The organism is Dokdonia sp. Asnod1-B02 (assembly GCF_045063955.1).
GTDB lineage: Bacteria > Bacteroidota > Bacteroidia > Flavobacteriales > Flavobacteriaceae > Dokdonia.
This window is the reverse complement of sequence record NZ_JBEFNW010000002.1, coordinates 2,401,361-2,427,656: the sequence shown is the minus strand read 5'-3', so window position 1 is coordinate 2,427,656 and position 26,296 is coordinate 2,401,361. Positions and strand designations below refer to the sequence as shown.

At 36.0% G+C, this 26,296-nt stretch carries 17 protein-coding genes; 7 read left to right on the top strand and 10 right to left on the bottom strand.

Features of this window, described 5'->3' with window-relative positions; translation table 11 throughout:
• Positions 1-46: 46 nt before the first annotated feature.
• Complete coding sequence (locus ACJJVU_RS11010; RefSeq protein ID WP_405225314.1) at positions 47-1,822, top strand: T9SS type A sorting domain-containing protein; 1,776 nt, start codon at positions 47-49, stop codon at positions 1,820-1,822.
• 1 nt (position 1,823) lies between these two features.
• Here the strand turns inward: ACJJVU_RS11010 and ACJJVU_RS11005 are convergent, their stop codons facing one another.
• Positions 1,824-2,147, bottom strand: coding sequence for a YbaB/EbfC family nucleoid-associated protein (locus ACJJVU_RS11005; RefSeq protein ID WP_108878597.1), 324 nt, complete (start codon positions 2,145-2,147; stop codon positions 1,824-1,826).
• A 121-nt stretch (positions 2,148-2,268) separates the two neighbouring features.
• Here ACJJVU_RS11005 and ACJJVU_RS11000 point away from each other — a divergent pair, with 121 nt between their 5' ends.
• The 3 genes from ACJJVU_RS11000 (at position 2,269) to ACJJVU_RS10990 (ending at position 6,901) form a co-directional block, all read left to right on the top strand.
• A complete protein-coding gene (locus ACJJVU_RS11000) occupies positions 2,269-4,329 on the top strand; it encodes a S9 family peptidase (RefSeq protein ID WP_405225311.1) in 2,061 nt (686 codons plus the stop codon).
• A gap of 133 nt (positions 4,330-4,462) precedes the next feature.
• Positions 4,463-5,503 (top strand): pyridoxal-phosphate dependent enzyme, encoded by a 1,041-nt coding sequence (locus ACJJVU_RS10995; RefSeq protein ID WP_339844980.1) that lies wholly within the window; start codon positions 4,463-4,465, stop codon positions 5,501-5,503.
• 138 nt (positions 5,504-5,641) lie between these two features.
• The gene (locus tag ACJJVU_RS10990; protein ID WP_013752424.1) at positions 5,642-6,901 is read left to right on the top strand and encodes an aminotransferase class I/II-fold pyridoxal phosphate-dependent enzyme; all 1,260 of its coding nucleotides are present in this window, start codon (positions 5,642-5,644) and stop codon (positions 6,899-6,901) included.
• Positions 6,902-6,978: 77 nt separating this feature from the next.
• Here ACJJVU_RS10990 and ACJJVU_RS10985 read toward each other — a convergent pair whose 3' ends face one another.
• The 3 genes from ACJJVU_RS10985 to ACJJVU_RS10975 form a co-directional block, all read right to left on the bottom strand.
• The gene (locus ACJJVU_RS10985) at positions 6,979-7,866 is read right to left on the bottom strand and encodes a mechanosensitive ion channel family protein (protein WP_405225308.1); all 888 of its coding nucleotides are present in this window, start codon (positions 7,864-7,866) and stop codon (positions 6,979-6,981) included.
• 161 nt (positions 7,867-8,027) lie between these two features.
• Positions 8,028-9,083: an endonuclease/exonuclease/phosphatase family protein gene (locus ACJJVU_RS10980; protein ID WP_405225305.1), complete on the bottom strand. Its 1,056-nt coding sequence runs from the start codon at positions 9,081-9,083 to the stop codon at positions 8,028-8,030.
• Between the two features lie 67 nt (positions 9,084-9,150).
• Positions 9,151-10,287, bottom strand: coding sequence for a TlpA disulfide reductase family protein (locus tag ACJJVU_RS10975; RefSeq protein ID WP_339844973.1), 1,137 nt, complete (start codon positions 10,285-10,287; stop codon positions 9,151-9,153).
• 81 nt (positions 10,288-10,368) lie between these two features.
• Here ACJJVU_RS10975 and ACJJVU_RS10970 point away from each other — a divergent pair, with 81 nt between their 5' ends.
• Positions 10,369-12,756, top strand: a complete 2,388-nt coding sequence (locus ACJJVU_RS10970) for a GAF domain-containing protein (protein ID WP_298324345.1) — start codon at positions 10,369-10,371, stop codon at positions 12,754-12,756.
• Positions 12,757-12,800: 44 nt separating this feature from the next.
• Here the strand turns inward: ACJJVU_RS10970 and ACJJVU_RS10965 are convergent, their stop codons facing one another.
• Complete coding sequence (locus ACJJVU_RS10965) at positions 12,801-14,042, bottom strand: Pycsar system effector family protein (protein WP_405225300.1); 1,242 nt, start codon at positions 14,040-14,042, stop codon at positions 12,801-12,803.
• Positions 14,043-14,090: 48 nt separating this feature from the next.
• Between ACJJVU_RS10965 and ACJJVU_RS10960 the strand changes: the two genes are divergently transcribed.
• On the top strand, positions 14,091-17,813 hold the full coding sequence (locus tag ACJJVU_RS10960) for a metallophosphoesterase (RefSeq protein ID WP_405225297.1): 3,723 nt from the start codon (positions 14,091-14,093) through the stop codon (positions 17,811-17,813).
• A 188-nt stretch (positions 17,814-18,001) separates the two neighbouring features.
• Here ACJJVU_RS10960 and ACJJVU_RS10955 read toward each other — a convergent pair whose 3' ends face one another.
• The 5 genes from ACJJVU_RS10955 to ACJJVU_RS10935 form a co-directional block, all read right to left on the bottom strand.
• Positions 18,002-21,670, bottom strand: a complete 3,669-nt coding sequence (locus tag ACJJVU_RS10955) for a hypothetical protein (RefSeq protein ID WP_405225294.1) — start codon at positions 21,668-21,670, stop codon at positions 18,002-18,004.
• 130 nt (positions 21,671-21,800) lie between these two features.
• Positions 21,801-22,178, bottom strand: a complete 378-nt coding sequence (locus ACJJVU_RS10950; RefSeq protein ID WP_405225292.1) for a hypothetical protein — start codon at positions 22,176-22,178, stop codon at positions 21,801-21,803.
• A gap of 147 nt (positions 22,179-22,325) precedes the next feature.
• Positions 22,326-23,423, bottom strand: coding sequence for an AmmeMemoRadiSam system protein B (gene amrB, locus ACJJVU_RS10945; protein WP_405225289.1), 1,098 nt, complete (start codon positions 23,421-23,423; stop codon positions 22,326-22,328).
• Between the two features lie 34 nt (positions 23,424-23,457).
• On the bottom strand, positions 23,458-24,558 hold the full coding sequence (locus tag ACJJVU_RS10940) for an endonuclease/exonuclease/phosphatase family protein (protein ID WP_405225286.1): 1,101 nt from the start codon (positions 24,556-24,558) through the stop codon (positions 23,458-23,460).
• Positions 24,559-24,714: 156 nt separating this feature from the next.
• Positions 24,715-25,032, bottom strand: coding sequence for a heavy metal-binding domain-containing protein (locus ACJJVU_RS10935; RefSeq protein WP_339844956.1), 318 nt, complete (start codon positions 25,030-25,032; stop codon positions 24,715-24,717).
• Between the two features lie 126 nt (positions 25,033-25,158).
• On the opposite strand from ACJJVU_RS10935, the gene ACJJVU_RS10930 reads away from it, so the two are divergent.
• The gene (locus tag ACJJVU_RS10930) at positions 25,159-26,277 is read left to right on the top strand and encodes a hypothetical protein (RefSeq protein WP_405225283.1); all 1,119 of its coding nucleotides are present in this window, start codon (positions 25,159-25,161) and stop codon (positions 26,275-26,277) included.
• The last annotated feature ends 19 nt before the right edge of the window (positions 26,278-26,296 follow it).

Sequence of the window (26,296 nt, the reverse complement as noted above, 5' to 3'; positions counted from 1 at the left end):
TTGTTTATCATTTTTCTTTTGTGGCATTTCTATTAAGTTTACAGTTATGAATGATTACTACCTCAATTCTTTATTAATAGCGCTATTGTTTGTAATGCCGTTTAGTGCTCAGGCACAATTTTTTCAATCAACACAACAGAATGTATTTATACCATTACAAAATTCTCAATCATCCATAGGAGACTACGATAGGGATGGGGATATGGATATTGTAGTTATGGGAATTGATAACTCAGCTGGAAGTCAATATCGAATTATATTATATAATAATGATGGTCAAGGGATTTTTCAAGAAAGTGAAATTATATTTACTGAGCAGTTTACTAATGGAGATATAGCATTTGTTAATATAGATAGAGATGATGATCTTGATATATTTATAACAGGTTTATCAAATAGTGGAGAAGCTAAGACATTATTTTTCGTTAATGACGGAGCTACTTTTATCCAAGATGATTATTTATTTAATAATACAATAACTAACGGACAATTTGCTTGGGGTGATCTCAATAATGATAAATATGCAGATCTATTATTATTAGGAGAGGTGGATGCATTATATGAAGAAGCTCATTTATTCAAGGGTTCACGAGACGACACCTTTGAAAGTATTACACATGATTTTTTACCATCATTACAGGGGGTTACAGCTTTTGCAGATTTTGACCGTGATGGAGACCTCGATGTAGCTACGTCTGGAGCGTCACTTGGTGCAGCAATTTATCCCTTATACGTCTACGAAAATTTAGGTGATTTTAACTTTCAAATCGTAGAGCAACTTGAGGGCTTCCTTAACGGCTCAATGCAATTAAGGGATATTAACGAAGATGGTTTTGTAGATATCGTTAAGACAGGGGCCTTCAATAATAATAGTGAGTCAGGTTCTAAGGTCTATTTAAATAATGCCAATTTTGATTTTGTATTAGCAGAGAACATTAATCTTCAGGGAGTAGGAGATGAGTCCAACTTATTAGTAGCAGATTTCACAGGAAATGGTAGTTTAGATTTGTTAAATATAGGTAGAGTTCCTCCATTTACACAGGTTTTATTTTATAATGAATTATTAGAAAATGATGGCGACTTTACATTTGTTGAAAACACTAATACGGGATTACCATTAACATCTTATAATGATATGGAAGTTGCAGATTTTGACTTAGATGGTGATTTAGACCTATTTGTTGTTAATTCTCAAGAAAGTGACATTTACTTTAATACACAGGCAACTCAGAACGAGATGCCCAGTTCGCCACCTGTTTTAGAAAGTGCAGTGACTGGAAGTACGGTGTTATTATCATGGGAGGCTGGAACAGATACGAAAACAGCCGTTGATAATTTAAGCTATAATCTTTATATAGGCACTGAGCCCAATACAAGTAATATACTAAGTCCTAATGCGAATATTGAAACGGGTTTAAGATATACCGTAGAATTAGGGAATAATCAGTATAACACAAGTTATAATCTAGTTGATTTTGAGATAGGAACATATTATTGGGCTGTGCAGACTATTGATAATCAATACATCGGTTCGCCATTTTCACAAGAACAATCTTTTGAGATTAAAACTCTAGGTTTAAATGACGATACAACATCGCTAGTTATGGTCGCAAATGATTATGATAATAGTCAATGGAAAGTAAACGCTTCATCACATATTGAGATAATCTCGCTGTATACTTTGAGTGGACAATCCATAAATCAATACAGACCTAACGCCATTGATTTTACAATAGACTATTCAGAATTATCTAGTGGTATTTACATCTTAAGCTTGAAAACCGAAAACGGTTTCCAAGCTTTTAAGGTAATAAAGAATTAATTTACTTAAACATATCCATACCAGGGATGTTAGGCATGCCTTCTTTGGCAACTGCTGCCATTTCTGTATCGTGGATGTTTTGTGCTTTCTCTAGCGCTTTATTAAGCGTTAAGATTAAATAATCTTCTAGTTGCTCTTTATCTTCAAGTAGACTATCATCAAGAGAAATTTCCTTTAAGCGCCCGCTTGCAGTTACTGTAAGTTTTAATAAATTATCAGATGACGACTCATCTACAAGTACTGTTTTAAGACGTTCTTTTGTTTCTTCTGCTTTTACTTTTGCTTCCTGGAGTTTACCCATTAAGCCCATCATATCTCCAAACATAGTTTTGTGTTTTGTATTAAGAAGACAAAGTTATTAAATGATTATGAAGCTATTTACAAGAACGGAAAATAGTTAAGCCTGTGCGTTGTATTTTTGTGAGCATTTTATAAAATAAATTACTTTGACAAAGCACATATTACCTCCAGTAGCCAAAAAGATTTCAGTACAATTACAGAAGCATGGAGATATCCGTACTGATGACTATTTCTGGATGAAAGAGCGCGATGCTCCTGAGGTTCTTGATTATTTAAATCAAGAGAATGAATATTATCATAAACTTACAGCGCATACAAAGGATTTTCAGAAATCACTTTTCGAAGAAATGAAAGGTCGTATTAAGGAAGATGATTCCTCAGTACCTTATAAGCATAATGGTTTCTGGTACTATCGTCGTTTTGAGACTGGAAAAGACTATCCGCTGTATTGTAGAAAAGAAGCTACCTTGGATAGTGAAGAAATTATAGTCTTTGACAATAATAAAATGGCAGAGGGGCATACTTATTTTAGTCAGGCTAGTTATGCCGTATCTGAGGATAATATGATTGCTGCTTTTGGAATTGATACCGTAAGTAGAAGGCAATATACAATAAGGTTTAAAAATCTTAAGACTGGAGAAATTTACCCAGCTGAAATCAAAAACACTACTGGTGGTGCCGTTTGGTCTAACGATAATAAAACAGTTTATTACTCTCGAAAAGACGAAGAAACCCTACGATCTAATCAAATATTTAAACACACCCTAGGAACAGATCCAAGTCAAGACGAACTTGTTTATCAAGAAAATGATGAGACATTCTATACCTATGTTTTCAAGTCAAAGTCTAAGGACTACATCATGATAGGTTCTGACAGCACGATGACGAGCGAATTTCGTTTTGCATCTGCTGCAAAGGGTACTACTGAGTTTAAAGTTTTTCAAGAACGTACAAGAGGGCTGGAGTATGCAGTATCTCATTATGACGATTCTTTTTATATACAGACTAATAAAGATAAGGCGACCAACTTTAAACTCATGAAAACGCCAGTATCTGCTACTGGAATGGAAAATTGGGTAGATATTATCCCTCATCGAGATGATACCTTGCTAGAAGATGTAGAGATTTTTAAGGATTTTCTTGTGGTAAGTGAGCGTAGCAATGGGTTGAATAAAATTCACATCAAGCGATGGGATAATTCAGAAAGCTATTATTTGCCGTTTGATAATGAAACATACGACGCTTATCCTACCACAAATATCGATTTTGATACTCAAATCTTACGATATGCTTATAATGCTCTAAATACGCCAGCATCTGTCATAGATTTTGATATGGTCACTCAAGAAAAAGTGGTCCTTAAAGAGCAAGAAGTATTAGGCGGAAACTTTGATAAAGATAATTATAACATGGAGCGCATTTGGGCAACTGCTCAAGATGGAGTTAAGGTTCCAGTATCTATAATCTACCACAAAGACACACAACTAGATGGTACAGCTCCTTTGTTACAGTATGCCTATGGAAGTTACGGTAGTACTACAGATCCTTCTTTCTCAACAATAAGATTATCTCTTTTAGATCGTGGTTTTATTTATGCCATCGCACACGTAAGAGGAGGTGAGTATTTAGGAAGAAAGTGGTATGAGGATGGAAAGTTGCTCAAGAAAAGAAATACGTTCACAGATTTTATTGATGTTTCAAAACATTTGATAAGTAACTCTTACACTTCGGCTAGTCATTTATATGCTTACGGAGGTTCGGCAGGAGGATTATTGATGGGTGCAATTGTAAACATGGCGCCAGAGCTTTACAATGGTATTATTGCGGCAGTCCCTTTTGTAGACGTTGTGACAACCATGCTTGACGATACCATTCCGCTTACCACAGGTGAGTATGATGAGTGGGGCAATCCTAATGAAAAGGAGTCCTATGAGTATATGAAGAGCTACAGTCCTTATGATAACGCTTTCGCGAAAGCGTACCCAAATATATTTGTTACCACAGGATACCATGATAGTCAAGTGCAATATTGGGAACCTGCAAAGTGGGTAGCGAGACTAAGAGAAACGAATCAAGCTGATACAAAAATCATGTTTCATTGTAATATGGATGCAGGTCATGGTGGTGCTTCTGGACGTTTTGAAGCATTAAAAGAAATCGCCGAAGATTATGCGTTCTTGCTTGATTTAGAGTCTATTAATCGGTAAACGGGTAAAACGCTGTTTATAACTGCATGATATTGAACTAGGGTAGAGGAAACACGTTCCATATTTTTGTGTTACTTTTGCTCTGTTTTGCATGTCTCTTTTTTAGGATTGTGCAGCGCTTTAACCAAGATATATGAATAAGGATTTAAACGTGTATGATAACGTGTTACAACTAGTAGGTAACACACCACTCATCAAGTTAAATAAAATTACAGAAGGTTTTGAAGGTCAGTTTTACGCAAAGGTAGAGGCTTTTAATCCGGGACACTCATCAAAAGATCGTATCGCTCTTCACATTATAGAAGAGGCAGAACGTACAGGAGTTCTTAAACCTGGTGATACTATTATTGAAACTACATCTGGAAACACTGGATTTAGTATCGCAATGGTAAGTATTATTAAAGGGTATGAATGTATCCTTGCAGTAAGCTCAAAATCATCACCAGATAAGATTGATGCTTTAAAAGCAATGGGAGCAAAGGTGTATGTATGTCCTGCAAATGTAAAGGCAGACGATCCTAGATCTTATTATAGTGTTGCAAAGCGTTTACATGAGGAAACTAAAGGCTCTGTATACATCAATCAGTATTTTAATGAGTTAAATATAGATGCTCATTTTAATACGACAGGACCAGAAATCTGGAATCAAACAGAAGGTAAGATTACTCACTTAATTGCTTGTAGTGGAACTGGAGGTACTATATCTGGTACAGCACGTTTCTTAAAACAACAAAACCCAGAAATAAAAATTATAGGTATAGATGCTTATGGATCTGTGATTCAAAAGTATCATCAAACCCGTGAGTTTGACGCAGCAGAAATCTATCCATATCGTATAGAAGGACTAGGGAAAAACTTAATACCCTCTGCAACAGATTTTGATGCAATAGATAAGTTTGAAAAAGTAAGTGATCAAGAGAGTGCTCACAGTGCGAGAGAGATTGCTACTACAGAAGGTCTTTTTGTAGGATATACAAGTGGTGCTGCTATTCAAGGAGTAAAACAACTTGCTGCGCAAGGAGAGTTTGATGAGAATAGTAAGGTGGTGGTTATTTTTCCAGATCACGGAAGTCGCTATATGAGTAAAGTGTTTTCTGATAAGTGGATGAATGATCAAGGTTTTTTTGATAGTCAAAACGAAGAGACTGTAGCAACTATAGAATACATCAAATAAACGTCTAAAATATTACGTATATTTAAGCTCCTACCTATGTAGGAGCTTTTTGATTTTTGGCATCATATTACAATTGTTTTTGTATTTGTTCAAAATATCAAAAATGTGTACTTTTGCACCTGTTTTCAAAACAAGTATATGAGAGATTTATTTGATAAAATTTACAAGGATAAGGGGCCATTAGGTAAATGGGCTTCAGTGGCAGAGGGATACTTTGTTTTTCCTAAACTAGAAGGACCTATTTCTAACCGAATGAAGTTCCAAGGAAAGGAAGTAATTACATGGAGTGTAAATGATTATTTAGGTCTTGCAAATCGTCCAGAAATACGTGAGGTAGATGCGCAAGCAGCAGCAGATTATGGTGCGGCTTACCCTATGGGTGCTCGTATGATGTCTGGTCATACTTCATTGCATGAACAATTACAAAATGAGTGTGCGGAGTTTGTACAAAAAGAAGCTGCCTATCTTTTAAACTTTGGATACCAAGGTATCATGTCTACTATTGATGCATTAGTAGGTAAAGATGATATTATTGTATATGATGTAGATACTCACGCTTGTATTATAGACGGTGTTCGTTTGCATATGGGTAAACGTTTTACCTACAAGCATAATGATATGGCAAGTATCGAAAAGAATCTTGAGCGTGCTACTAAAATGGCAGAGCAAACAGGAGGAGGAATCCTCGTGATTTCTGAAGGTGTTTTTGGAATGCGCGGAGAACAAGGGAAGCTTAAAGAAATAGTAGCTCTTAAGAAAAAATTTAACTTCCGTTTACTTGTTGACGATGCACATGGTTTTGGAACTTTAGGAGCAACGGGAGCAGGAGCAGGAGAAGAACAAGGAGTACAAGATGATATTGATGTGTATTTTGCAACATTTGCAAAGTCTATGGCATCTACAGGAGCTTTTATTGCCGGAGATCAAGAAATCATTGATTACTTAAAATATAACCTAAGATCACAAATGTTTGCAAAGTCATTGCAAATGCAACTTGTGGTGGGAGCACTTAAACGTCTTGATATGTTACGCACAATGCCAGAACTTCGTGAGAAGTTATGGGAGAATGTAAATGCACTTCAAGGAGGATTAAAAGATAGAGGTTTTGATATAGGGACTACACAGTCATGTGTAACTCCTGTATACCTCAAAGGAAGCGTACCAGAAGCAATGGCACTTGTAAAAGATCTACGTGAGAACCATGGTGTATTTTGTTCTATCGTAGTGTATCCAGTTATTCCTAAAGGACTTATTTTACTTAGAATGATACCTACAGCGTCACATACACTTACAGATGTAGAAGAGACTCTAAATGCCTTTGAAGCAATTCGTGAGCGATTAGATAATGGAACTTATAAAAGACTTTCTGCAAAAGTAGCAGAAGCTTTTGGAGCATAAAACTCCAATATATATTAAAAAAAAATAAGCCGTTACTTTTTAAAAGTAACGGCTTATTTTTTTACACTATTTAAAATCTATTCTTGACTATCACTAGATGAGACCATTTGCAATTGATTATCAAATTGTAATGTTCTAATAGGGAACGGGATATTAACATCATTGGCATCAAAAGCTTTCTTTATAGCTAACATTCCTTGGTGCTTGGCAGTTAGTTTTTGCTTGCCATTTACACAATCTACCCAGTATCTACATATAAAGTCAATTGAACTTCCTCCAAAGGCAGTGTAGAAAAATTCTACCTCCTCCTTATCACCTTCTTGAGGAAATTTACTTGAGATGGTATCCTTAGTTAGTTTTTCTACCATTTCCAAGTCAGACTCATAACCTATACCACATTCTATAATGATGCGCATACGATCTGTAACCGAATAATTTTTCATCGGGTTATCAGTAATGGTTTTATTTGGTATTACAACAATATTATTATCTGGCTCTCTTATACTAAAGTTGTTAAGCTTAATATCCTCTATAAAACCTACATATCCACTAGTTTCTATCCAGTCTCCTATATTAACTCTTTTTCTAAAAGATAATATGATACCTGCAATTCCATTTGCTAGGGCACCCTGTAAGGCCAGACCTATAACAAGACCAGAAACTCCTGCTCCAGCAATTAAGGTATTTAATGTTTTGTCTAAATTTAATACACCTAAGGCGAGAAATATACCTACAAGTACTACAAATACAGCTAGTGCTCTACCTATGAGTTTTGTGATAGATTGTTGTGGTACGTATCGCTTTACAATCTTTTGAGAGTATTTATTTACAAATCTCGATACGAAGTAAGCAATTAGTAAAACTAGAAGAGCGACTCCTAAGTTTGGTAAGTTTCTTATAAAAGCTTCAACCCATCCCCAGAGTTTTGCTGAGAGATTATTTAATGATTCAGTAATCTTATCCATGTCTTTTTTTTAGTTGGATTTCAATTTACTTCTGCTTGTTGGCGTTCACAAGGGCTTTAACCATCATTAACGCCTGTAGTAAGGTATTTTGAGTAAATATTAAGAAGTAATGTGGGAATGTTACGCTTTCGCGAAAGCGTGAAAAAATAATAATCCTCCGCTTAATGATTTTGTGAAGCTCTAGCCGAAAGAATCCCATCGCCTATTATCTCCTGAATATTTTCCTTGTCCTCTGTAGTAATTTTAGGATTTGCAACATCAATATTTACCATAGGAAATGCTATGTTATAGTACATAGCAAAATGATCTGAACCAAAATATGCCAGTCTTTTCATGTGTGTTACATGAAGATCTTTTGAATAAAATAAATGGTCAAGAGGGAATCTGAGTAACCAGTAATTTGCATGAAAGGACGGATAGAGACCACGACCTACGCGCGGGTCTAGATATCCTGTGATTTTGCTAAAAAGTCTAGAAGTCTTAGACCACACCACATCATTGAGATCGCCGCAAACTACGGTTGCGTCCTTAGATTCTCTGCATTGCTTACCTACGAGCATCAACTCGGCATCACGTTCTTTTGAAGTTTCGTTTTCTGATGGACTAGGAGGAGCAGGGTGTATTGCTATAAGATTAAAAGGCTGGTCTGCATATGTTATCTCACAATGTATGGATGGAATGTCCTTTTCTACAAGATATTTAATCTCTGATGATTGAAACGGAATTTTTGAATACACATGCATTCCATAAAAATTATCCAGTGTAGCTTTTACGGTGTGAGTATACTCTGGAAAAGCTTGAGATATTTCTTTATCCCACTTTTGATCAGACTCCATGGTGATAAATATATGAGGATTGCTCTCCTTTATGATAGTTATAAATTTATCGTAGTTCGTGTTAGTCTGCAATACATTTGCGGTAACGAGTGTGAGCTGTTCTTTGTGGAACTCTGCCTTAGGCTTGCGTCTGTGATAAAAAGGTGTGTAGGGTCTAATGAGCCATAATTGAAATAAAAGTACCGCTATCATCACAGCGATAAATACTATGTGTGTCACAGTGAAGACCTCCCAGGATATAAATGCAACTCCTAATAAAAGTAGCTGAATAACTACTGTTTGAATTCTCACAAAATCAAAAAAGCGTATGCTCCAGTGTGTCGCCGGAAGCAAGGGGAGTAGTGGCCCTATGATAAATATTGAGAATAGTAGTAGTAACATTATAGTAAATGTAAAAAAGCATCGCGATAGGAGCGATGCTTTTTAGAATTGTTTGTGAAGAATAAATCTAAATTTCGCCTAAGAGCTCTTTCATTTTTGCTCCTAGTGCAGGACCTCTTAGATCTTTTGCTATAATAACGCCATTTTCATCTAGTAAAAATGTCGCAGGTATTGCTCGTACTCCATAACTTCTAGGGATAGGATCTTGCCAAAACTGTAAGTTTGAAACATGATACCAGTCCATTTTATCTTTTTCTATAGCTTGTAGCCATCTTTCTTTTTGGTCTGGTCTATCAAGAGATACACTTATAATATTAAGACCTTTGTCATGATATTGATTATACACATTTACAACATTAGGATTTTCCATACGGCAAGGGCGACACCATGAAGCCCAAAAGTCAATGATGGTGTATTTACCTAAAGTCTCTGAGAGTGAAAGTTCTTTACCTTCTGGAGTTTTTGCGGTAAACTCAGGAGCTTTATTTCCTATACTGGCAAGTCCGCTAGCGATACGTTGTGACTTGAGTTGTGCGATATAGTTTTCTACACTTTCTCCCACAGTAGAGTTTTGAATATCCTCAGAAAGACTATTATAATATGCTTCGGACTCTTCAATTTTCAAGACTTTCTCATTTATTAAGTCAGATAGTGCAATTACGGAGACCATTTTGTCAGTATTTTTCTCAACTACTGCTTTTTTATCGGTAATAAATTGCGTGTCCATGGCTGCTATTTGGTCACGGATAATGTTTACCTTAATTCCATCTGTTTCTCTCTGTGCCTTTTGCATCTCTTGAATGAGCTGTTGTCTCTTTTTGTTAGTCTGCATAGCAGTCTTACGATAATTATTAAACAACTCATTTTCTATACTACCTGTGACTAAAGAGCTAGATAAGCTATCTTTGTACAGAGTTAGAGTAAGTGGTTGCTCATCTTTTACTAGCAAAAGTTGGCTAGTAGCTGTAGCTTCACTTAGTATTAATAAACCAGTGCCTTCTGTTATAGCTTTTGTAAAAGTGAATTTACCAGCATTTACAACGGCAGTGTCTAAAGGAATACGTTTATTATTAGGCCCTAATTCCTCTAAGATAAGTGACGTACCATCAGCCATACCAGCAGCGGTACCTTTTATAGGAGTACTATTATTATCTCCACAGGAGAATAAAGAGAATAAAATTACAAGAATTAGTAATTGTTTCATGAGATCATATTTTTATTATAACAAAAATAAGGTTTACAGTTATTAATAAAGAAGAGAAGAGGAGTTTTGAAGACCCATTTTATGAAAAGCGGAGTACATTTTAAAGATCAAGAGTTTCCACTAGAATTACATTTTAGTGTAGGGAAATTAGTGAGTCATTATAAAAACAATCTTACTTCAGATAATTTAAGATTAAAAAGACGTGCAACAGAAATAATGGAAATTATTTCTGACTATCCAGAATTAGAATCAGGAATAAATAATCTAGATACTATAGGGAGCTATAAGAATCAAATTGATGATCTTCTTAGTGAGCTATTTCCAGAAGTACTGCAGCAGAATGAAATAAAAATTGCATCTATGCCTTTTCAAGAGGCTGTGCTACAATCTACGCAGAGGTATGATAACATACTTCTCAATGCAGGCGATAATTTTATTCCAGAGATAAAGAATTTTAATGCAGACCATTACTATCTCATGGGATGTAGTATTATCCTAATGCAGTATTATGGTTTTAAAATTGACTTTAGACGTCCATTTTACTATGAAATTCCTGATGGTTTGGGAATGACACGTTTTTATAGAATGCTCTATAATGGGGATTATATTGATATAGAACGTAAGGAAGGAACACCTCAAATAACAGAAGAAGAAGTAAATGTACTGCTAGATAATTTTGATAATATAGAGATGTGGAAAGAAAAATTTCCTCCGCACAGTTATATTTTCAAAGGCTTTGTGATAGCAAATTTATATGATGCCACTACCGAAGTTTCAATATCAGATTTTAAGTCTGGCTTACTTCGTTATGAAGATGAGGACATAAACTTTACACATGACTTCCATAGAATTTTTCAAGCCATTTTTGACCTTCCAGAATTACAAATAGGTTTTTCTAATTATAATAAGGAAGATGAGGCTTTTGAGCTTGTGCCATTTAAGGACATAAGTAGTTATCTCTTATATGGAGATACAGAAGCGTCGTGTAATACGATACTTTGTAAAGGGTCTTATGATGCTGTATTTAATACTGGAGACTACTTTGCGGTTTCAGATATTGCAAAACATCATAAAAGCGATAAGAGTATAAAGATGTATCAAAATCTTTATGACCAGGGGATAAAGAGTGTTATTCTAGCCCCAATACGTCACAAAGGTGTTTTATTAGGTATTCTAGAGCTAGCCTCGCCTAATAAAGGAGCGCTTAATAGTATAAATGCAAATAAGCTTGCAGACATAATGCCGTATCTTATTGATGCTGTATTACGTAACAAGGAGCAACAAGAAAATGAAATAGACCTAATTATTCAAAATGAATGTACATCTATTCATAAAAGTGTGTACTGGAAATTTGAAAAGGAAGCAAAACGATATTTAAGATTACAGATAGAAGGGGATAATAACGTTCAATATAGGGATGTTGTATTTAAAGATGTTTATCCGTTATTTGGACAGATTGATATTAAAGGATCTTCTGAGTCTCGTAATGCTGCGACTCAAAAAGATATCTTATTACAGTTACATAATGCCATTGCGATATTAGAAGCGGCCAAGACTAATGAAAGTCTACCTATCTATGAGCAACTTATTTTCAATCTTAATATATTTTTAGAAAAAACAGAAGAGAAGCTAGAGGTAGATAGTGAACGTAAGATTTTAAATTTCTTGAGTGAGAATATCAGGCCATTATTTACGCACTTGCTTAAAAAAAGTGACGAACTTAATGAGTTGATTACAGCATACAGAAGCCAGATAGAAGATAGTCTGGGTCTCGTATACCGCCATCGTAAGTTTTATGATGAATCTGTAATGCTATTAAATAAGCGTCTAGCGTCTGTACTACAGCGCAAACAAAAAGAGGCGCAGATGATGTATCCTCACTTTTTTGAACTTTTTAAAACAGACGGAGTAGAGCATAATATGTATGTAGGTGAGTCTATAACAAAGCATAATAGCTTTAATAAGATTTATCTCTACAACTTAAGGTTGTGGCAGCTACAAGTAATGTGCGAGATGGAAAATGAGCATTTCTCGCTTGCGCAAAAAATGGATCATCCACTTGAGGTAGCGTCTATGATTCTTGTATTTAATACATCATTATCTGTACGATACCGTATGGATGAGAAAAGATTTGATGTAGATGGAACTTACAACGCTCGTTATGAAGTTGTAAAGAAGCGTGTAGATAAGGCTTTCATAAAAGGAACTACAGAACGTATAACACAAGCTGGAAAAATCACTATAGTCTACTCACAAGAAGCAGATGAGCAAGAGTATCTCAGATACATTAACTTCTTACAGTTAAAGAATCACTTAGGTAATGAAGTAGAAATTCTTGAGCTAGAAGACTTACAAGCTGTTACCGGATTAAAGGCTATTCGTGTGAATGTATTATATAAAAAAGTAATAGGTAAAGAGACAAAAGAATTTTACACCTATGAAGATCTCATTGAGGAAATAAAAAATTAAGAAAGCATAAAAAAACGAGTTCTGTAAAGAACCCGTTTTGCTTTTTATAATAGTGTTGTCACCATATTAGTGAGACTTTCCACGTCCTCCATGACTTCTACTGCTTGATCTCTGTAAGCAAAGAACACAGCAAACGTTAGTACAGATATAATGATACCCACCATAAAAATATTATAGGTTATTCTTAAGAGCTTGTATTTTCTATCGAGTACAACTCCTAGAAAGTATAAATCTTTAGTAAGGGCAGAGTAGATATAATCTTTGTCTTGAAGCATTTCTCCTATTGCCCATTCATAATCTTCAAGTTTCATTTTATGAAAATTACCAAAAAACAATAGGTTCACCTTTTTCAATTTTACATCTTCTCTGTCAAACTCACCCCTTGTTACATTAGGTCGTGTAGCAATAATTGACATAATCATCGATATCATGGCAAAAAGTACAAATACCGCCGTTGGATAGATAAGGTGCGCATTACTAGGAGACTCTAGTTTTGGGATCAGGTTTGCAAGAGCAAGAGAAATCACAATCGCATTTACAGATAGCAATATGTTTGCCTTAGTATCTGCAATATCACTTAATTTAATGTGATTGCGTAGCGCGATGCGATACATAGACTGGATACCTTTTTCTGGGCTAGCATCTTTAAGCTGTACTTTTAGTTTTTCCTTTTTACGTGCCTTTTTAGCTTTCTTTCTTGCTTTGGTGAGATCATTTAGGTTATTATCTTTTTTCGGTTTCCAGTTTTCTTGGGCATAGTGCGTATAATAGCGATGCTTTATCGTAAACATCTCAATATTTGCCTTATTCCACTCCTCTGTGGTAAACTCTTTAATACCTTTTATTTTTAATTCTTGACGTAAATATTCACTAGCCTCAGGAAAATAATCCTTAGCAAAATGTGAAGCATCTGCGTCTCTTAAAACTTGTTCTAGGTATGTTTGTGGTTCTACGCGCATGTCTGTGGCAAGAATCACTTTTTTCACCTCTTCTATAATAGAAGCCTCAACGCCCTGTTCTTTCAAAAACGTTTCAGCCATTTCTGCACTGCGTGCTTCATGATTTTCGGTTCCATCTACATATCCTATGTCATGTAGTAGTGCGCTAAGCTGTAAGATGAGCTTTTCTTCATCTTTAAGACTTTCTTCACTATTATCAATTATTTCTTGGGTACTTTTAAGTACTCGTTTGGTATGGACATAGTTATGATATATACATGTCTTAGGTAGTTCATTATCAAATAGTTCAGAAATAAATCTATCTGTCTTTTCTAGTAGTTCAGTCATAGTTACTATAAGCCTGTTAGACCTCTAATGTACATTAAAAACAAGGACATGAACAAATATTACCGTTTTCTTAACTTCTCAGTAGCCATTTTGCTTAGTAGTTGTGCGACTTATTCTCCCAAATATGCAGATGAGTCAAGCGAGCCTTCTCGTTTTGATAATAGTTCGCTTTCGCGAAAGCGTATACATAAAACTTTCTACCTTATAGGTGATGCAGGAGGAGATAAAGATGGTGGTAGCACCTATGCTCTTGACGCATTTAAGAAAGTGATAGACACGGCACAGACAGAGAATGACTATGCAATCTTTTTAGGTGACAATATTTATGATGCGGGACTTCCATCAAAAAAACACCCAGAAAGAGCCGAAGCTGAGCGCAGATTAAACATACAGGTAGCAGCAGTCCAAAATTTTAAGGGTAAAACCATTTTTATTCCAGGAAACCATGATTGGTATGCAGATGGCGTAGAAGGTGTAAAGCGTCAAGAGAAGTATATAGAAGATGCGCTAGATGATAAGGAGGCATTTCAACCTGAAAATGGATGTCCTATTGAAATGAAAAGCATAAGCGACTCTGTAGAGTTGATGATCATTGATACGCAGTGGTATCTAGAAGACTGGGACAAGCATCCTACAATAAATGATAATTGCGATATAAGAAACAGAACTGATTTATTTTTAGAAATAGAAAATGAGTTCAAAAAGAATAACGAAAAGACAATACTTGTAGCAATGCACCACCCTATGTATACAAATGGGATTCATGGTGGTAAATATGGTATAAGGAAGCAGTTATATCCTACACAGAGTAATTTACCACTACCAGTTCTTGCGTCTCTTGTCACTCAAGTAAGATCACAGGGTGGAGTATCAATTCAAGATCGCTATAACAAGCAATATAATGAGTTAATGCAACGTATTTCTGTACTTGCGAGAGATACAGATAAGGTGATTTTTGCATCAGGACATGAGCATAGTATCCAGTACATAGAGCATGATGGTATAAAGCAAATCGTGAGCGGAGCAGGAGCAAAGAACAGTGCCGCAGCTTTAGGAGACGATGGTTTGTTTTCTTACGGAGGTCAAGGATTTGCTATTCTGGACGTATATGAAGATGAGTCTTCATCTGTAAGATTTTATGCAGCAAATCAAGGAGAACCTACTTTACTTTATACAAAGGAAATTTTTGCTCCTCGCAAAGAAGTAAATTTAGACTCGCTACCAGATATATATCCAGAGACTGTGATGGCTACGGTGTATGCACAAAATAATACAGATGTGTCGGATGTACATGAGTCACTATGGGGAGATCATTATAGAGCTGTTTACGGAACTCCAGTAACGGCTAAAGTTGCTACGCTAGACACACTTATGGGCGGATTTACAGTTGACCGTAAGGGTGGTGGTCACCAGACAAGATCATTACGATTAAAAGATAAAGACGGAAGAGCTTATAATTTAAGAGCAGTGAGAAAGAGCGCCGTGCAGTTCTTGCAAAGTGTTGCTTTTAAAGAGGTTTTTGTTCAAGAAGAATTCAGAGATACATTTACAGAGGATTTAATCTTAGATTTCTATACATCTGCACATCCATATGCTTCTCTTGCTGTGGCAGAGCTCTCTGATGCAGTGGGTATTTATCACACAAATCCTAGCTTAATTTATGTTCCAAAACATGATGCATTAGGTAAGTACAATGCAGATTACGGTAATGAACTATATATTATAGAAGAACGCCCAGACGAAGATTTTCTAGATGTTCCTTCTTTTGGAAATCCTGATAGTATTGATAGTACAGATGATCTATATGAAAACTTACGTAAGGATGAGAAGTATCAAGTAAATGAGGACTCCTATCTACGAGCGCGTATTTTTGATATGCTCATAGGTGACTGGGATCGTCATGCAGACCAGTGGAGATGGGCGCGTTTTGATAGTGATGGAAAGAAAATATACAAGCCTATTCCAAGAGATAGAGATCAGGTTTTTTCAAAATTTGATGGTGCTATTTTAGGATTACTCAAAACATTAATTCCAGCGTCTAGACAGTTTCAAAATTATGATGGAGATCTAGAAAATGTAAAGTGGATTAATGAGGCAGGTATAAAAATGGATAGAGCGCTCACCAAGAATTCTGTAAAGAAGGACTGGATAGCACAAGCTCAATACATTCAAGATAATCTTAGTGATGAAGATATCGCTAGAGCATTTACAAAACTACCTCTCGAAGTGCAAGACGTAGGTGTAGATGAGATTAAGAAAAGCCTTAAAGAACGAAGAGGTAATATCGTTGACATAGCAGGTGAATATTATGATTACCTGGCTTCGCTAGTAGTACTTACCGGAACAGATAAAGATGATCATTTTGAAATTACACGTAACGATAAGGAGACTAGAGTCCAGATATCGAGGATTAAAGATGGCGAAGTTCAAACTCCTTTTGTAGATCGCATTATAAATTCTGATGAGACTGGCGAGATATGGATTTATGGTCTTGATGATGATGATAGCTTTAAGGTAAGTGGAGAAGGAAAGTCGCCTATAAGAATGAAAATTGTAGGAGGACAAAACAACGATATCTATGAGATAAAAGACGGTCGTCGCCTCAAGGTTTATGAGCATAAGACGCTTCCTAATACGATAAAAGAAAAAGGAGGAGCAAGTTTTAAAATGTCAAATATCTATTCGTTTAACACCTATGACCCTTTAAAGAAAAAGAGTTATGCAAATAATATTTTACCAGCCATAGGTTTTAATCCTGATGATGGTTTCTTGATAGGAGTAAATGATGTGTTTACTACTAACGGTTTTAAGAATGATCCATTCAGCAGCAAGCACGTTCTTAATGGTACCTACTCATTTGCAACAGAATCACTCAGCTTAAAATATGAAGGAAATTTTGCAAACGCCTTTGGACAGTGGAATTTATTGATAGGAGGGAAGTTTACAAATGAAGCATTTTCTCGTAACTTCTTTGGTTTTGGTAACGAGACTGTAAATAACGATGATGATTTAGGTCTTGACTTTAATAGAGTTCGTAATGGAGAAGTAGGCGCTCATATAGGAGTAGAGAGTGATAATACCTTTGGTAGTAGATTGCGATTTGTATTTAATTATGAGCGTATTGAAATTGAACCTACAGGTGGCCGAGTGATTGATGACGCTAGCTTATTTACACCAGATCGCAGTAATTTCTTTGGAGGGCAATCTTTTATAGGTGTAGAGGGAGCTTATACTTATGTAAGTGCAGATAACCAAGCTAACCCTACGAGAGGGATGGATTTTGCAACAGTAATAGGTGCAAAGCGCAATATAAGCGATGGTAGTAGAATGTATGCATATGTAAATCCTAAATTAGGGTTCTACAATGCACTATCTAAAAACAGAAAACTTGTCCTTAAAACACTTGTGCAAGCCCAAGTTCTTATAGGTGATGACTATGAGTTCTATCAAGCCGCATCATTAGGTGCAAATTCTGGTTTGAGAGGATATAGATTTAATAGATTTACAGGAGAATCATCCCTAGCTGGTTCGGCAGATTTGAGATATAGTTTTAATAGATTTTCTACAGGCTTAATTCCTATTCAGATAGGTATTTTTGGTGGAGGAGATGTAGGTCGTGTTTGGCTTGATGGAGAAGATAGTGAGAAGTGGCACAATGACTTTGGTGGTGGTTTCTGGTTAAATATGGTAGATACTGTATCTGGCCAACTAGGAGCGTTTGCTGGTGAAGATGGTATGAGAATCGATTTTAGATTTGGTGTAAGATTGTAATAATCCTTTATAGCAAGATTTTAAAATCTCGCATTAATGCATAAAAAAAGCTCCCAAATAGGGAGCTTTTTTATATGTACTATTTTTGAATTTGTGTAGGTTGTAGAAGACTAAGACTTGATTTTTTTTAGGGGGTAAATTTCTTTTTCACGCTTTCGCGAAAGCGTAACTCTAAAACTAGTAGTCTATTATAATCCGAGTGATATTCCGAAGCCTAGTCTTCCACCTTCAGGACCTTCAAAATAGCTTATATTTCCTTTGAGAGCGCTAGCGGTTGAAAGGTTAACACCACCACCATAACTATAATGTAGTGTGCTGCTTTCTGTTAAATCACTCCAGACTCTTCCAGTATCATAACCTGCATACATATCTATTCTCAACGGGAAAAAGGCAGTTTTAATAGGTTTCAGTTGGAAAGCCAGATCTGCCGAAGCTGTAAGCGCTTGTTTGCCTATAAAACGATCTTGCCTATAAGATCTCAACCCTGTATTTGCTCCTAACGAAGCTGCTTTATAGAACGGTATATCATTTCCAAAGCGCAACTGTCCCGCTAGACTAGTTTTAAGTACAAGATCACGAGATCTATCTATTGCATTCCAAAGCGTAAGACGAGGATCTAGCATTCCTACAGTATTAGTACTAGTTACTTCATCAAGAAAACTTCCTCTTATAGTCACATCCATCCCGCGAGTAGGGAATCGCTCATCATCGATACTATGATAATTATAGAGCCCTGTTACTACAAAATAACGAGCATCTACTATGCTAGTATTATTTTGAGGTCCCACATTTATATCTTCATAAGATATGTCAATCTCAGAAGTAGTTCCATATTCTCCATTGTAGTACATCCCTATACCACCTTTGAGATACTGCATATTAATGCGGTTTGCGTCAAAAGAGTTGCTAGTGTTGAACAGTGAACTATTACCTTCTCCGAAAAAGTTTTCTGTAAAATTTGCAGTAGTTGCTCGTCCAAAAACTTTGAAATTCCAGTCATGAAAAAGGTGCGCTTTATGCCATGATAGTTTAACATCACCTGCTTGGGTAAGGGAAATATAGCGAGCATCTAACTCAAATTTTGTAGTAAAAGGATTTCTTTCAAATCCTAAAGTAGATTTTCCAAATTTTATTCTAGGAGAGAAACCTTCATCTGGATTATAGACCGCCTCAAGACCAAAGCTTCCTCCTTTTTTAGGTGTTCTCTCTGCATCGTAAATGCGGTTTTCATAAATGTCATCTATGTGCCTTGTCGCATTCCCTTTATCTACAATCTTATTTTTAGTAGATTTTTGATCGTATATGGTAACATTATTTCCACCAATAATTTCATAAGTATCATTGTCTAATCCTCCAGATAACACAATGTTAATCGCACTTTTATGTTCACCTTGCACGTCAAATACATCTTTGTCATCAAGTCCATAAATCCAGATATCTTTAGTATCAACAGGATTAAAAGTACGATCAAATAATACGTTTCCTTTTTCACCATCTTTAATTCTATAGCCGGTTACACGTACCTCACCATTAGCAAGATTCTGGATATCAAAATGGTCGTCTTTGTCAGTTCCCTTGAGCACTTGAAACTCTAGAAAGTGCTTGTAGTACCTCTGTACAATATCCTCTAGGTTGTCTTTACGTGAGAGAAGATCAGTTTGAATACCTTTCCATATCTCATCTTGAATTTCAATTGGAGCCTCACTAAAAGCCTTTTTTACCACTTCAGGTGTGATATTTTGCTGGATATACTTCATCTCTTCTATCCACACAGACTTATCTGAATGCATCACTAAGGCCCGGTCGAGATTAATAGCGCTCTGGCTAAATTGTTCTATGTATGGAATATCTGGGCCGTAATTACCAAACTGTCTCAAACCACTCATCACTTTTTGCATGGAGGTAAGAAATGAACCATCAAACTTTGCAAACACTTGATCGCGATCTCTAGGTACAGCAGTGTATATGGTAGTTCCTTCTTTCTCATCTACTTGGCTTTGTGCCCAGCGCCATTGATCCTCATGTCTATCCCAATCACCTATGAGCATATCAAAAATGCGAGCTCTTATATAAGTTCTTTCATCAAGTTGATTTTGATCATCTTCGCGCAGTTCTTTAAAAAGATCCTGAGTGCTTTCTACCTCTTTACTAAACCTAAACATATGTGAATCGTCAAAATCACCATCAGGTTTTTCGACTATCATATATAATTGGTCACCATGTGTTTTATTAAAATCTCCTAGTAGCTTTTGCTTAGGTACATAGAATAATTTAGGATGCGTATGTGGTAATTTTATCGCACCTGCTAGCCTAGGGATAGCAAAAGCACCATAAGGATGTGCAGCCGTGTAAAAATCTTTAATAACACTCGCCGGCACTGTTCCTTTAAAATAACTCTCTCCATCGAGATCATTATATCCAGCAGATTTAAGAAAGGCGATTGGGTCTTTTGCAATGGCTCGCATGTTATACTCTTTATCGTCTTTTGTTACTAGACGCAAACCGTTAGTCTGGTTTCCGCCACCTGCTCTTTCTACAGTAAGTCCTCCATATAGGGTATCGAGTAGTACAACGGGTGCTTCTACATCAACTCCGTATACGTATCGATAATGCTTACCCCAGAATTTTTCATACTTCTCAGATTTCTTTACAGCCTCTGCAGGATACACAGAAGCCTTCACCGTTTTAGGAAATACCGTAGGAAGTGAATCAAGATCGTAAGGTTCTGGTTGTTTAAAAGCTCTCTGGCTAAAGGCTTCTTTAAACGTGCCGTTTTGTAATGTAAAGAAGTGCACAGATGATGAGTTGTCTTCATAAATCCTTACTTCTGTATATCCAGGTTTTGTTGAGGTAAATAGTCCTCTTTTACTCAAACGGGCAGGTTTTACACTACTTCCCGTTCCCGAAATTACTTGCTTTATAGCTCCGTGATCTATATACTGTAATGAGCGTTCGTGACCAGAAACTATAATTACCTTAGGAACATCAAACGCAGCCAGTTCTATGGTAGACATTAAGTCGTTCATAAGAGGGTTAAAGCGGTCTTGCTTAGATAGACCTCCTTGTGATCTTAAAAATGATAACGATGCTCCTGCGAGTGGTATGTATGCATTTTCTGAAGTAGGCTTATATACAACTGTAGACGGGATTTCTCCACCGTAAATACCATTTGAGTATAAAGGGTGATGCATAGCAATAAGCACAGTTTTATGACGAGCTTTACGCATCTCACCAGCGAGCAGGGTATTAAATTGTACTCTTGTCTTTAACTCGCATTTATCATTAATACCGTCCGTTTTACTCCAGTCTTCTATATACCATTGTGAGTTTATGAGTATAAGCTCTATTTCATCATTCACGCTTATCACCTCTAGCGGACAACCATTTTTAGGTAAAAAGTGATCTTCTTCCTTATAAAAGTCTTCAATGTAAGTTTCAATATCTTCAAGACCTTTTACACCTCTCTCATTCCATTCTTGCTCTCCAGTAAGAAATAATGAAGTTCCTTTGAATGATGTAGATAACGATAATTGTGCATCTAGTTGAGATGAAACTTGGCTATCCTCTAGATTGCTATTATGTAGATTATCTCCTAAAAATAAGAGATAGTCATCTTCTTTTGATAACGATGCAAATTCTTTTTCTAATGAGACGATTAGTTGGCTATTTGGACCTTTCGAGGCTGCACCAGCATTGGCTATAGAAAATATACTCGTGTATTCTCTAGAATTGGAGTCAAAAAAAGTACTATTATCTTTATCTCTATAATTATCGCGATGTACAGCACACGCTATAAATAGCAGAGATACAATAGATAAGCCAAACATTTTATTAAAGAAGAGTAGTCTTTTATTCACAAGAAATATTTTTTTCAATGTACATTTCTTTTCTCCTAAATAGTTGCCATAGTACTATTAAAATATGTTAATAAAAAAGGGTCCTGCTTATATAAGCAAGACCCTTTAGGTAATTGTACTGTATTGAAATTTATATGCGAATGAAATCTTTATTGAGATTAGTATCTGCAATCATATCTCTTGTAAAGCTTAGATGTCCTTTGGTTGTTATGATTCTAAAGCGATAATCTTTCATTCTAGTTAAGGTGTCTAGAAGTAACCACTTAGATTTTAATAATTTTGGTTTCGAACTTTTTAAACTCACTTCAAAGAAGTATTTGATACCACGTTTTTCTGCTACGATATCTGGAGTAAGAGAATTTCCTGTTTCCTGTCTTTTAAAGGAAATAGGAGTGTCGTAACCTTCGGCATCTGCCTTAATATTTTCGAATCCCTTGTTTTCTAAATATTCGATAGTTTCTGTTAAAAAAGCGTTGTTCTTGTTTTCTGTTTTATCTGAGTATATCATAATCAGTAAGATACAAGATAGACGAGCCTTTAAGTATTAAGCTCGGGTTAAAATAGTTACAATTAATGTTAAAGCTAGTATTGAGGATAGGTACGCTTTCGCGAAAGCGTAACACCTAACAACTTACATCATCGAGAAATTATAATTTTATTGATAAGACATACCTACATAAGCTACCCAGTGCGTGCTATCTGCCTGTGCGGTATGCCCCATGCGTAAATCGTCAACCTTAATATGAGTATTGTGTAGGCTAGATCGCCAGTCTATAAACGTACCAGTGAGGTGCGGAAGTTTTCCATCTTCACTAGACGCTCCCGTAAGTTGCTCAATGCGATTTGCAAGCAGTAAGCCAAATGGAGTGGAGTATCTACCACACCAAGTCCATTTATAAGACTTATAATCGTCAGCCATAATGGTTATATCATTGAACTTTTTAATCCTTTTTGTGGTAAGTTCTCCCTGCAAGGTCTCCTTTACAATATCAAGGTCCTTCTGCCTAGCCTGAGCTGTCCCTGTACTGTCTGTGCCAAAGGGAGCGAGATTACCGCTTCCCCAGCCCTCAGAACCGTAATGTATAGCATCATTAGAAATTACGACAGCAATATCTTTACCATATTTAAGCTTCTCTTCCTTCATAAGCGCAGCAATACCACTTCCTATATCATCAGAAAATAACTGCATGTTTTGGAATGTGTTGTAAGGAACTAGTATAGGTATGATTTCTAGAGCAGGGTTTTTACGTTTTAAAAAAGGGGTTATAGCTTCTAGAGAATGTTCTAACTGCATCATAGAATCATGCACGACGTATGTTTCTTTTTTGAGTTTAGTGAGGAGTTTATCTCTAAGGTTACTTACAGGTATGTTGCCATCGGGAGATTGCCAACTATCATAACTCCCAAAAATGATACGATCTTGTAAATCAAAATTTCTTGCTCTGTGAGCTACGCCCACAAGGATAATTGTTTTGGCTTTTATTCCAGAGAGGGTTTTGTAATACAATCCTCCAGCATATCCATAATCATCATGTGGGCATATTACAGCTTTGTAGGTTTCAGAATTTGGCAGTTTATCTGCGTCATCCATTCTACTGATTATACTATCCATTTGCCATGAATATTGAGCAAAACCAATAGTATCCTCTTGATGCCTAATATGATTTTGATGTAATGCAGCCTTTACTTGAGGAGTTTTATCGCAAGCAACGACACAAATACAGCATACAAATAGTAATAGAATAAAGCGCATGAACAGTGAGTTAGACTATAAATATAGATAAACTTTAATCACTAGAAATTGTAGGCATTTCCATATTTAGAAGATGCTGTTCTTTTAATTGGGATTGTGCTCTCTCTAGGATTTCCTTGGATGGTTTTTCGGCTTTTTGTTCTTTTGCTTTCTCTGGTTCAAAAGTAAGTTCCGTATACATCGGGAAATGATCAGATTTGATATCTTTTGTGCGGTTTAAAGTCTTTACACGAAACTCTTCAGAAATAAATAAGTGATCCAATGGCCAGCGCATGAGCACATTTTTTGCGTTAAATGTGTTGTAAAAACCACGACCTATTCGAGGATCAAGTAATGTACTTGTCTTTCTGAACAATGAGGTAGTCTCAGACCAGGCAACATCATTAAAATCGCCCATTACAATTACGGGCATTTCTCTTTTGTAAACACGAAGTGCCGTAGTCATCATCTCTGTATCTCTGTCTGAGCTCATAGGATTATGCTGTGGCATAGGTGGAGTAGGGTGGATGGCAAATAATTGAAATTGATTACCGCTCTCCAAGGTAACAATCGCCTCCATAGATGGAATCTCTTTATCTACAAGGTGATTAATTTTGTTTTGAGACATAGGTAAGCGAGAGTATAGCAACATTCCATAAGTATTGTCTAGCGGCTCCAGCATACTAAAAGGATATGATGCAGATAATGTTTTGTGTACGGCATCTTGCCACAGTTGGTCAGTCTCCATGAGCAGTACAATGTCAGGATTTTTTTCGGCTACTTGGTCGAGTAGAAGTTGGTACTCTTCATTCTTCTGTAATACATTGGCTGTGTAAATTTTTAATGTATTTGATGAGTCAGTAATTGTGCTTTCTTGAGCTTCAAAATCTGCAAATGGCGTGTAAGCATAAATTTTACTTAACTGAAATAAGAAACAACCTATAAGAATGATTACAAAAAGGTAATCTTTGTAATACTTTATGTCAAACCGTATGAAGTAGGTAAGGATAGCAATGAACGTAAGCCCCGTAAGCTGCGCATGCGGAAAATCAAAAATGCGTATCCACCAGTAATCTACGGCAATAAGAGGTAACAATGTTAAAATGACAGCAATGATGCCAAAACCTTGCAAGAAGTTTTTGAGAGTGAAATTCATTTTATTGGAATGGTTGGTTATATAAAACTATCCTTAAAAATGCTTAACTCTCTTAAAGCCATATTAAATGGGAAAGATTTAAGATTTTAGAACGTCAGATACCGCTAAGCTGTCGATTAATAAAATCGCGAATCTCACAGTGTTCTATATGTATCCTTATCTCAATACTACAGCAGTTCCCATTGAAGAGATTCCTAATTTAAAACCTTCATTTATTACCTCTACATCCATTGTAACTCCTACAATCGCGTGAGCTCCCATTTCTTTAGCTTTGGCTTCCAGTTTCTTGAGTACTTCTTGTTTTGCAGCATCTATTCCTTCCTCACTTCGTTCATAAATCTTATCTCTATTGAGTGAATCTCGAAAACTAAGCCCCTTAGTATCGTAAATCTTTGCATAGATGAAGTCTGTAATCACACCTAAGTACTGTGTGATCTCTCTGCCCTGTATACTATTTGTAGTCGTAATAATCATTTATATAAGTTTGTATGTAAGTAGCTTTTAAAATGGTTTTGTTACGCTTTCGCGAAAGCGTAATGTAAAACAATCAAAATTACAGAGGTCTATTTAATAGCAAACAATCTCTTATATTAGTACTCTATGCTCACGACCACTGTTTACACCGTTACTGCCATTGTCTGTCTTATTACGGCTGTTGTCATACAACGTATTTACTTTAAAGAATTACAACGCGGAGCTTCTTTAAAGGCTGTAAACGGCATAAAATGGTTTGGCTGGGCAATTTTAATTTGGGGAGTGGGCGCATTAGCTAACCTTGTACTAGGAGGTATATTTGATAGTAATTATAACGGTAGGTCTATCATTTATCTAGGTGTACTTTTTTCCTTAGTAAACTCGCTGTGTATTTTACTCTCATTACCATCTATAGAACATAACAAAGAGCGTAGCCTAGTTGTACGACTAGTAGAACGTTTTACAGAGCGTGAGTTTGTGCGCTTTTTTTTAGGGATACTGGTGATGATCGCTTTTGTTTTTATAGTAACCTCATATAATAATACAGCTATAAGCAATACACTTATCTGGCTTATAGATATCCCTATTTCTATTGTTGTGGCGGTGGCATTACTTATCGAGTTGCATAAAGCATTTAATAATAGAGATATGCGATTTATGGTAATCCCTGTAATTGCTCTTTTTATCCTGATTGTAATTGCAGTGACGCATCGCATTATACCTTATAGCTATATAGAGAATACCCCACTTACAGAAAGTTGGGATGCTTTAGGAGCGGTGACCTCTATATCATTTAAGTTTCTCTTTATATTATTATTTTCCATCTTGTTATATAGTTGGAAATTCTTATCAGAAAAAGAACAAGAAGAAAGTAGAGCGGCATCACTCACCCTTGAAAATAGTAGACTACTTAAAAATCAAGAGCAACTTACACTGGCAAATGAAAGCCATCTTGATACTATAAAAAATATGAAGTCTGAGCTTAAAACGCTCAAAGCAGCACATAAGATTGAACTCTCAGACAGGCAAAAAGAAGTTTTAGGTAACTTAGGGTTATATGGTGATACAATGTCTTATGGAGAGATGGCAGAGGCGATGCACATCTCGCTAGATGGTTTTCAAGCTCATATACACCAAATCAAAAAGATGCTAAGCATAAGCGGAACAGGAGGTAAGGAACGACTAATTGCATTTGCAAAAGCAAATGATTTACTGCAACACGCTTCTATAAAACAAGAGGGTTAAGAAGTACTTAAGTACATAA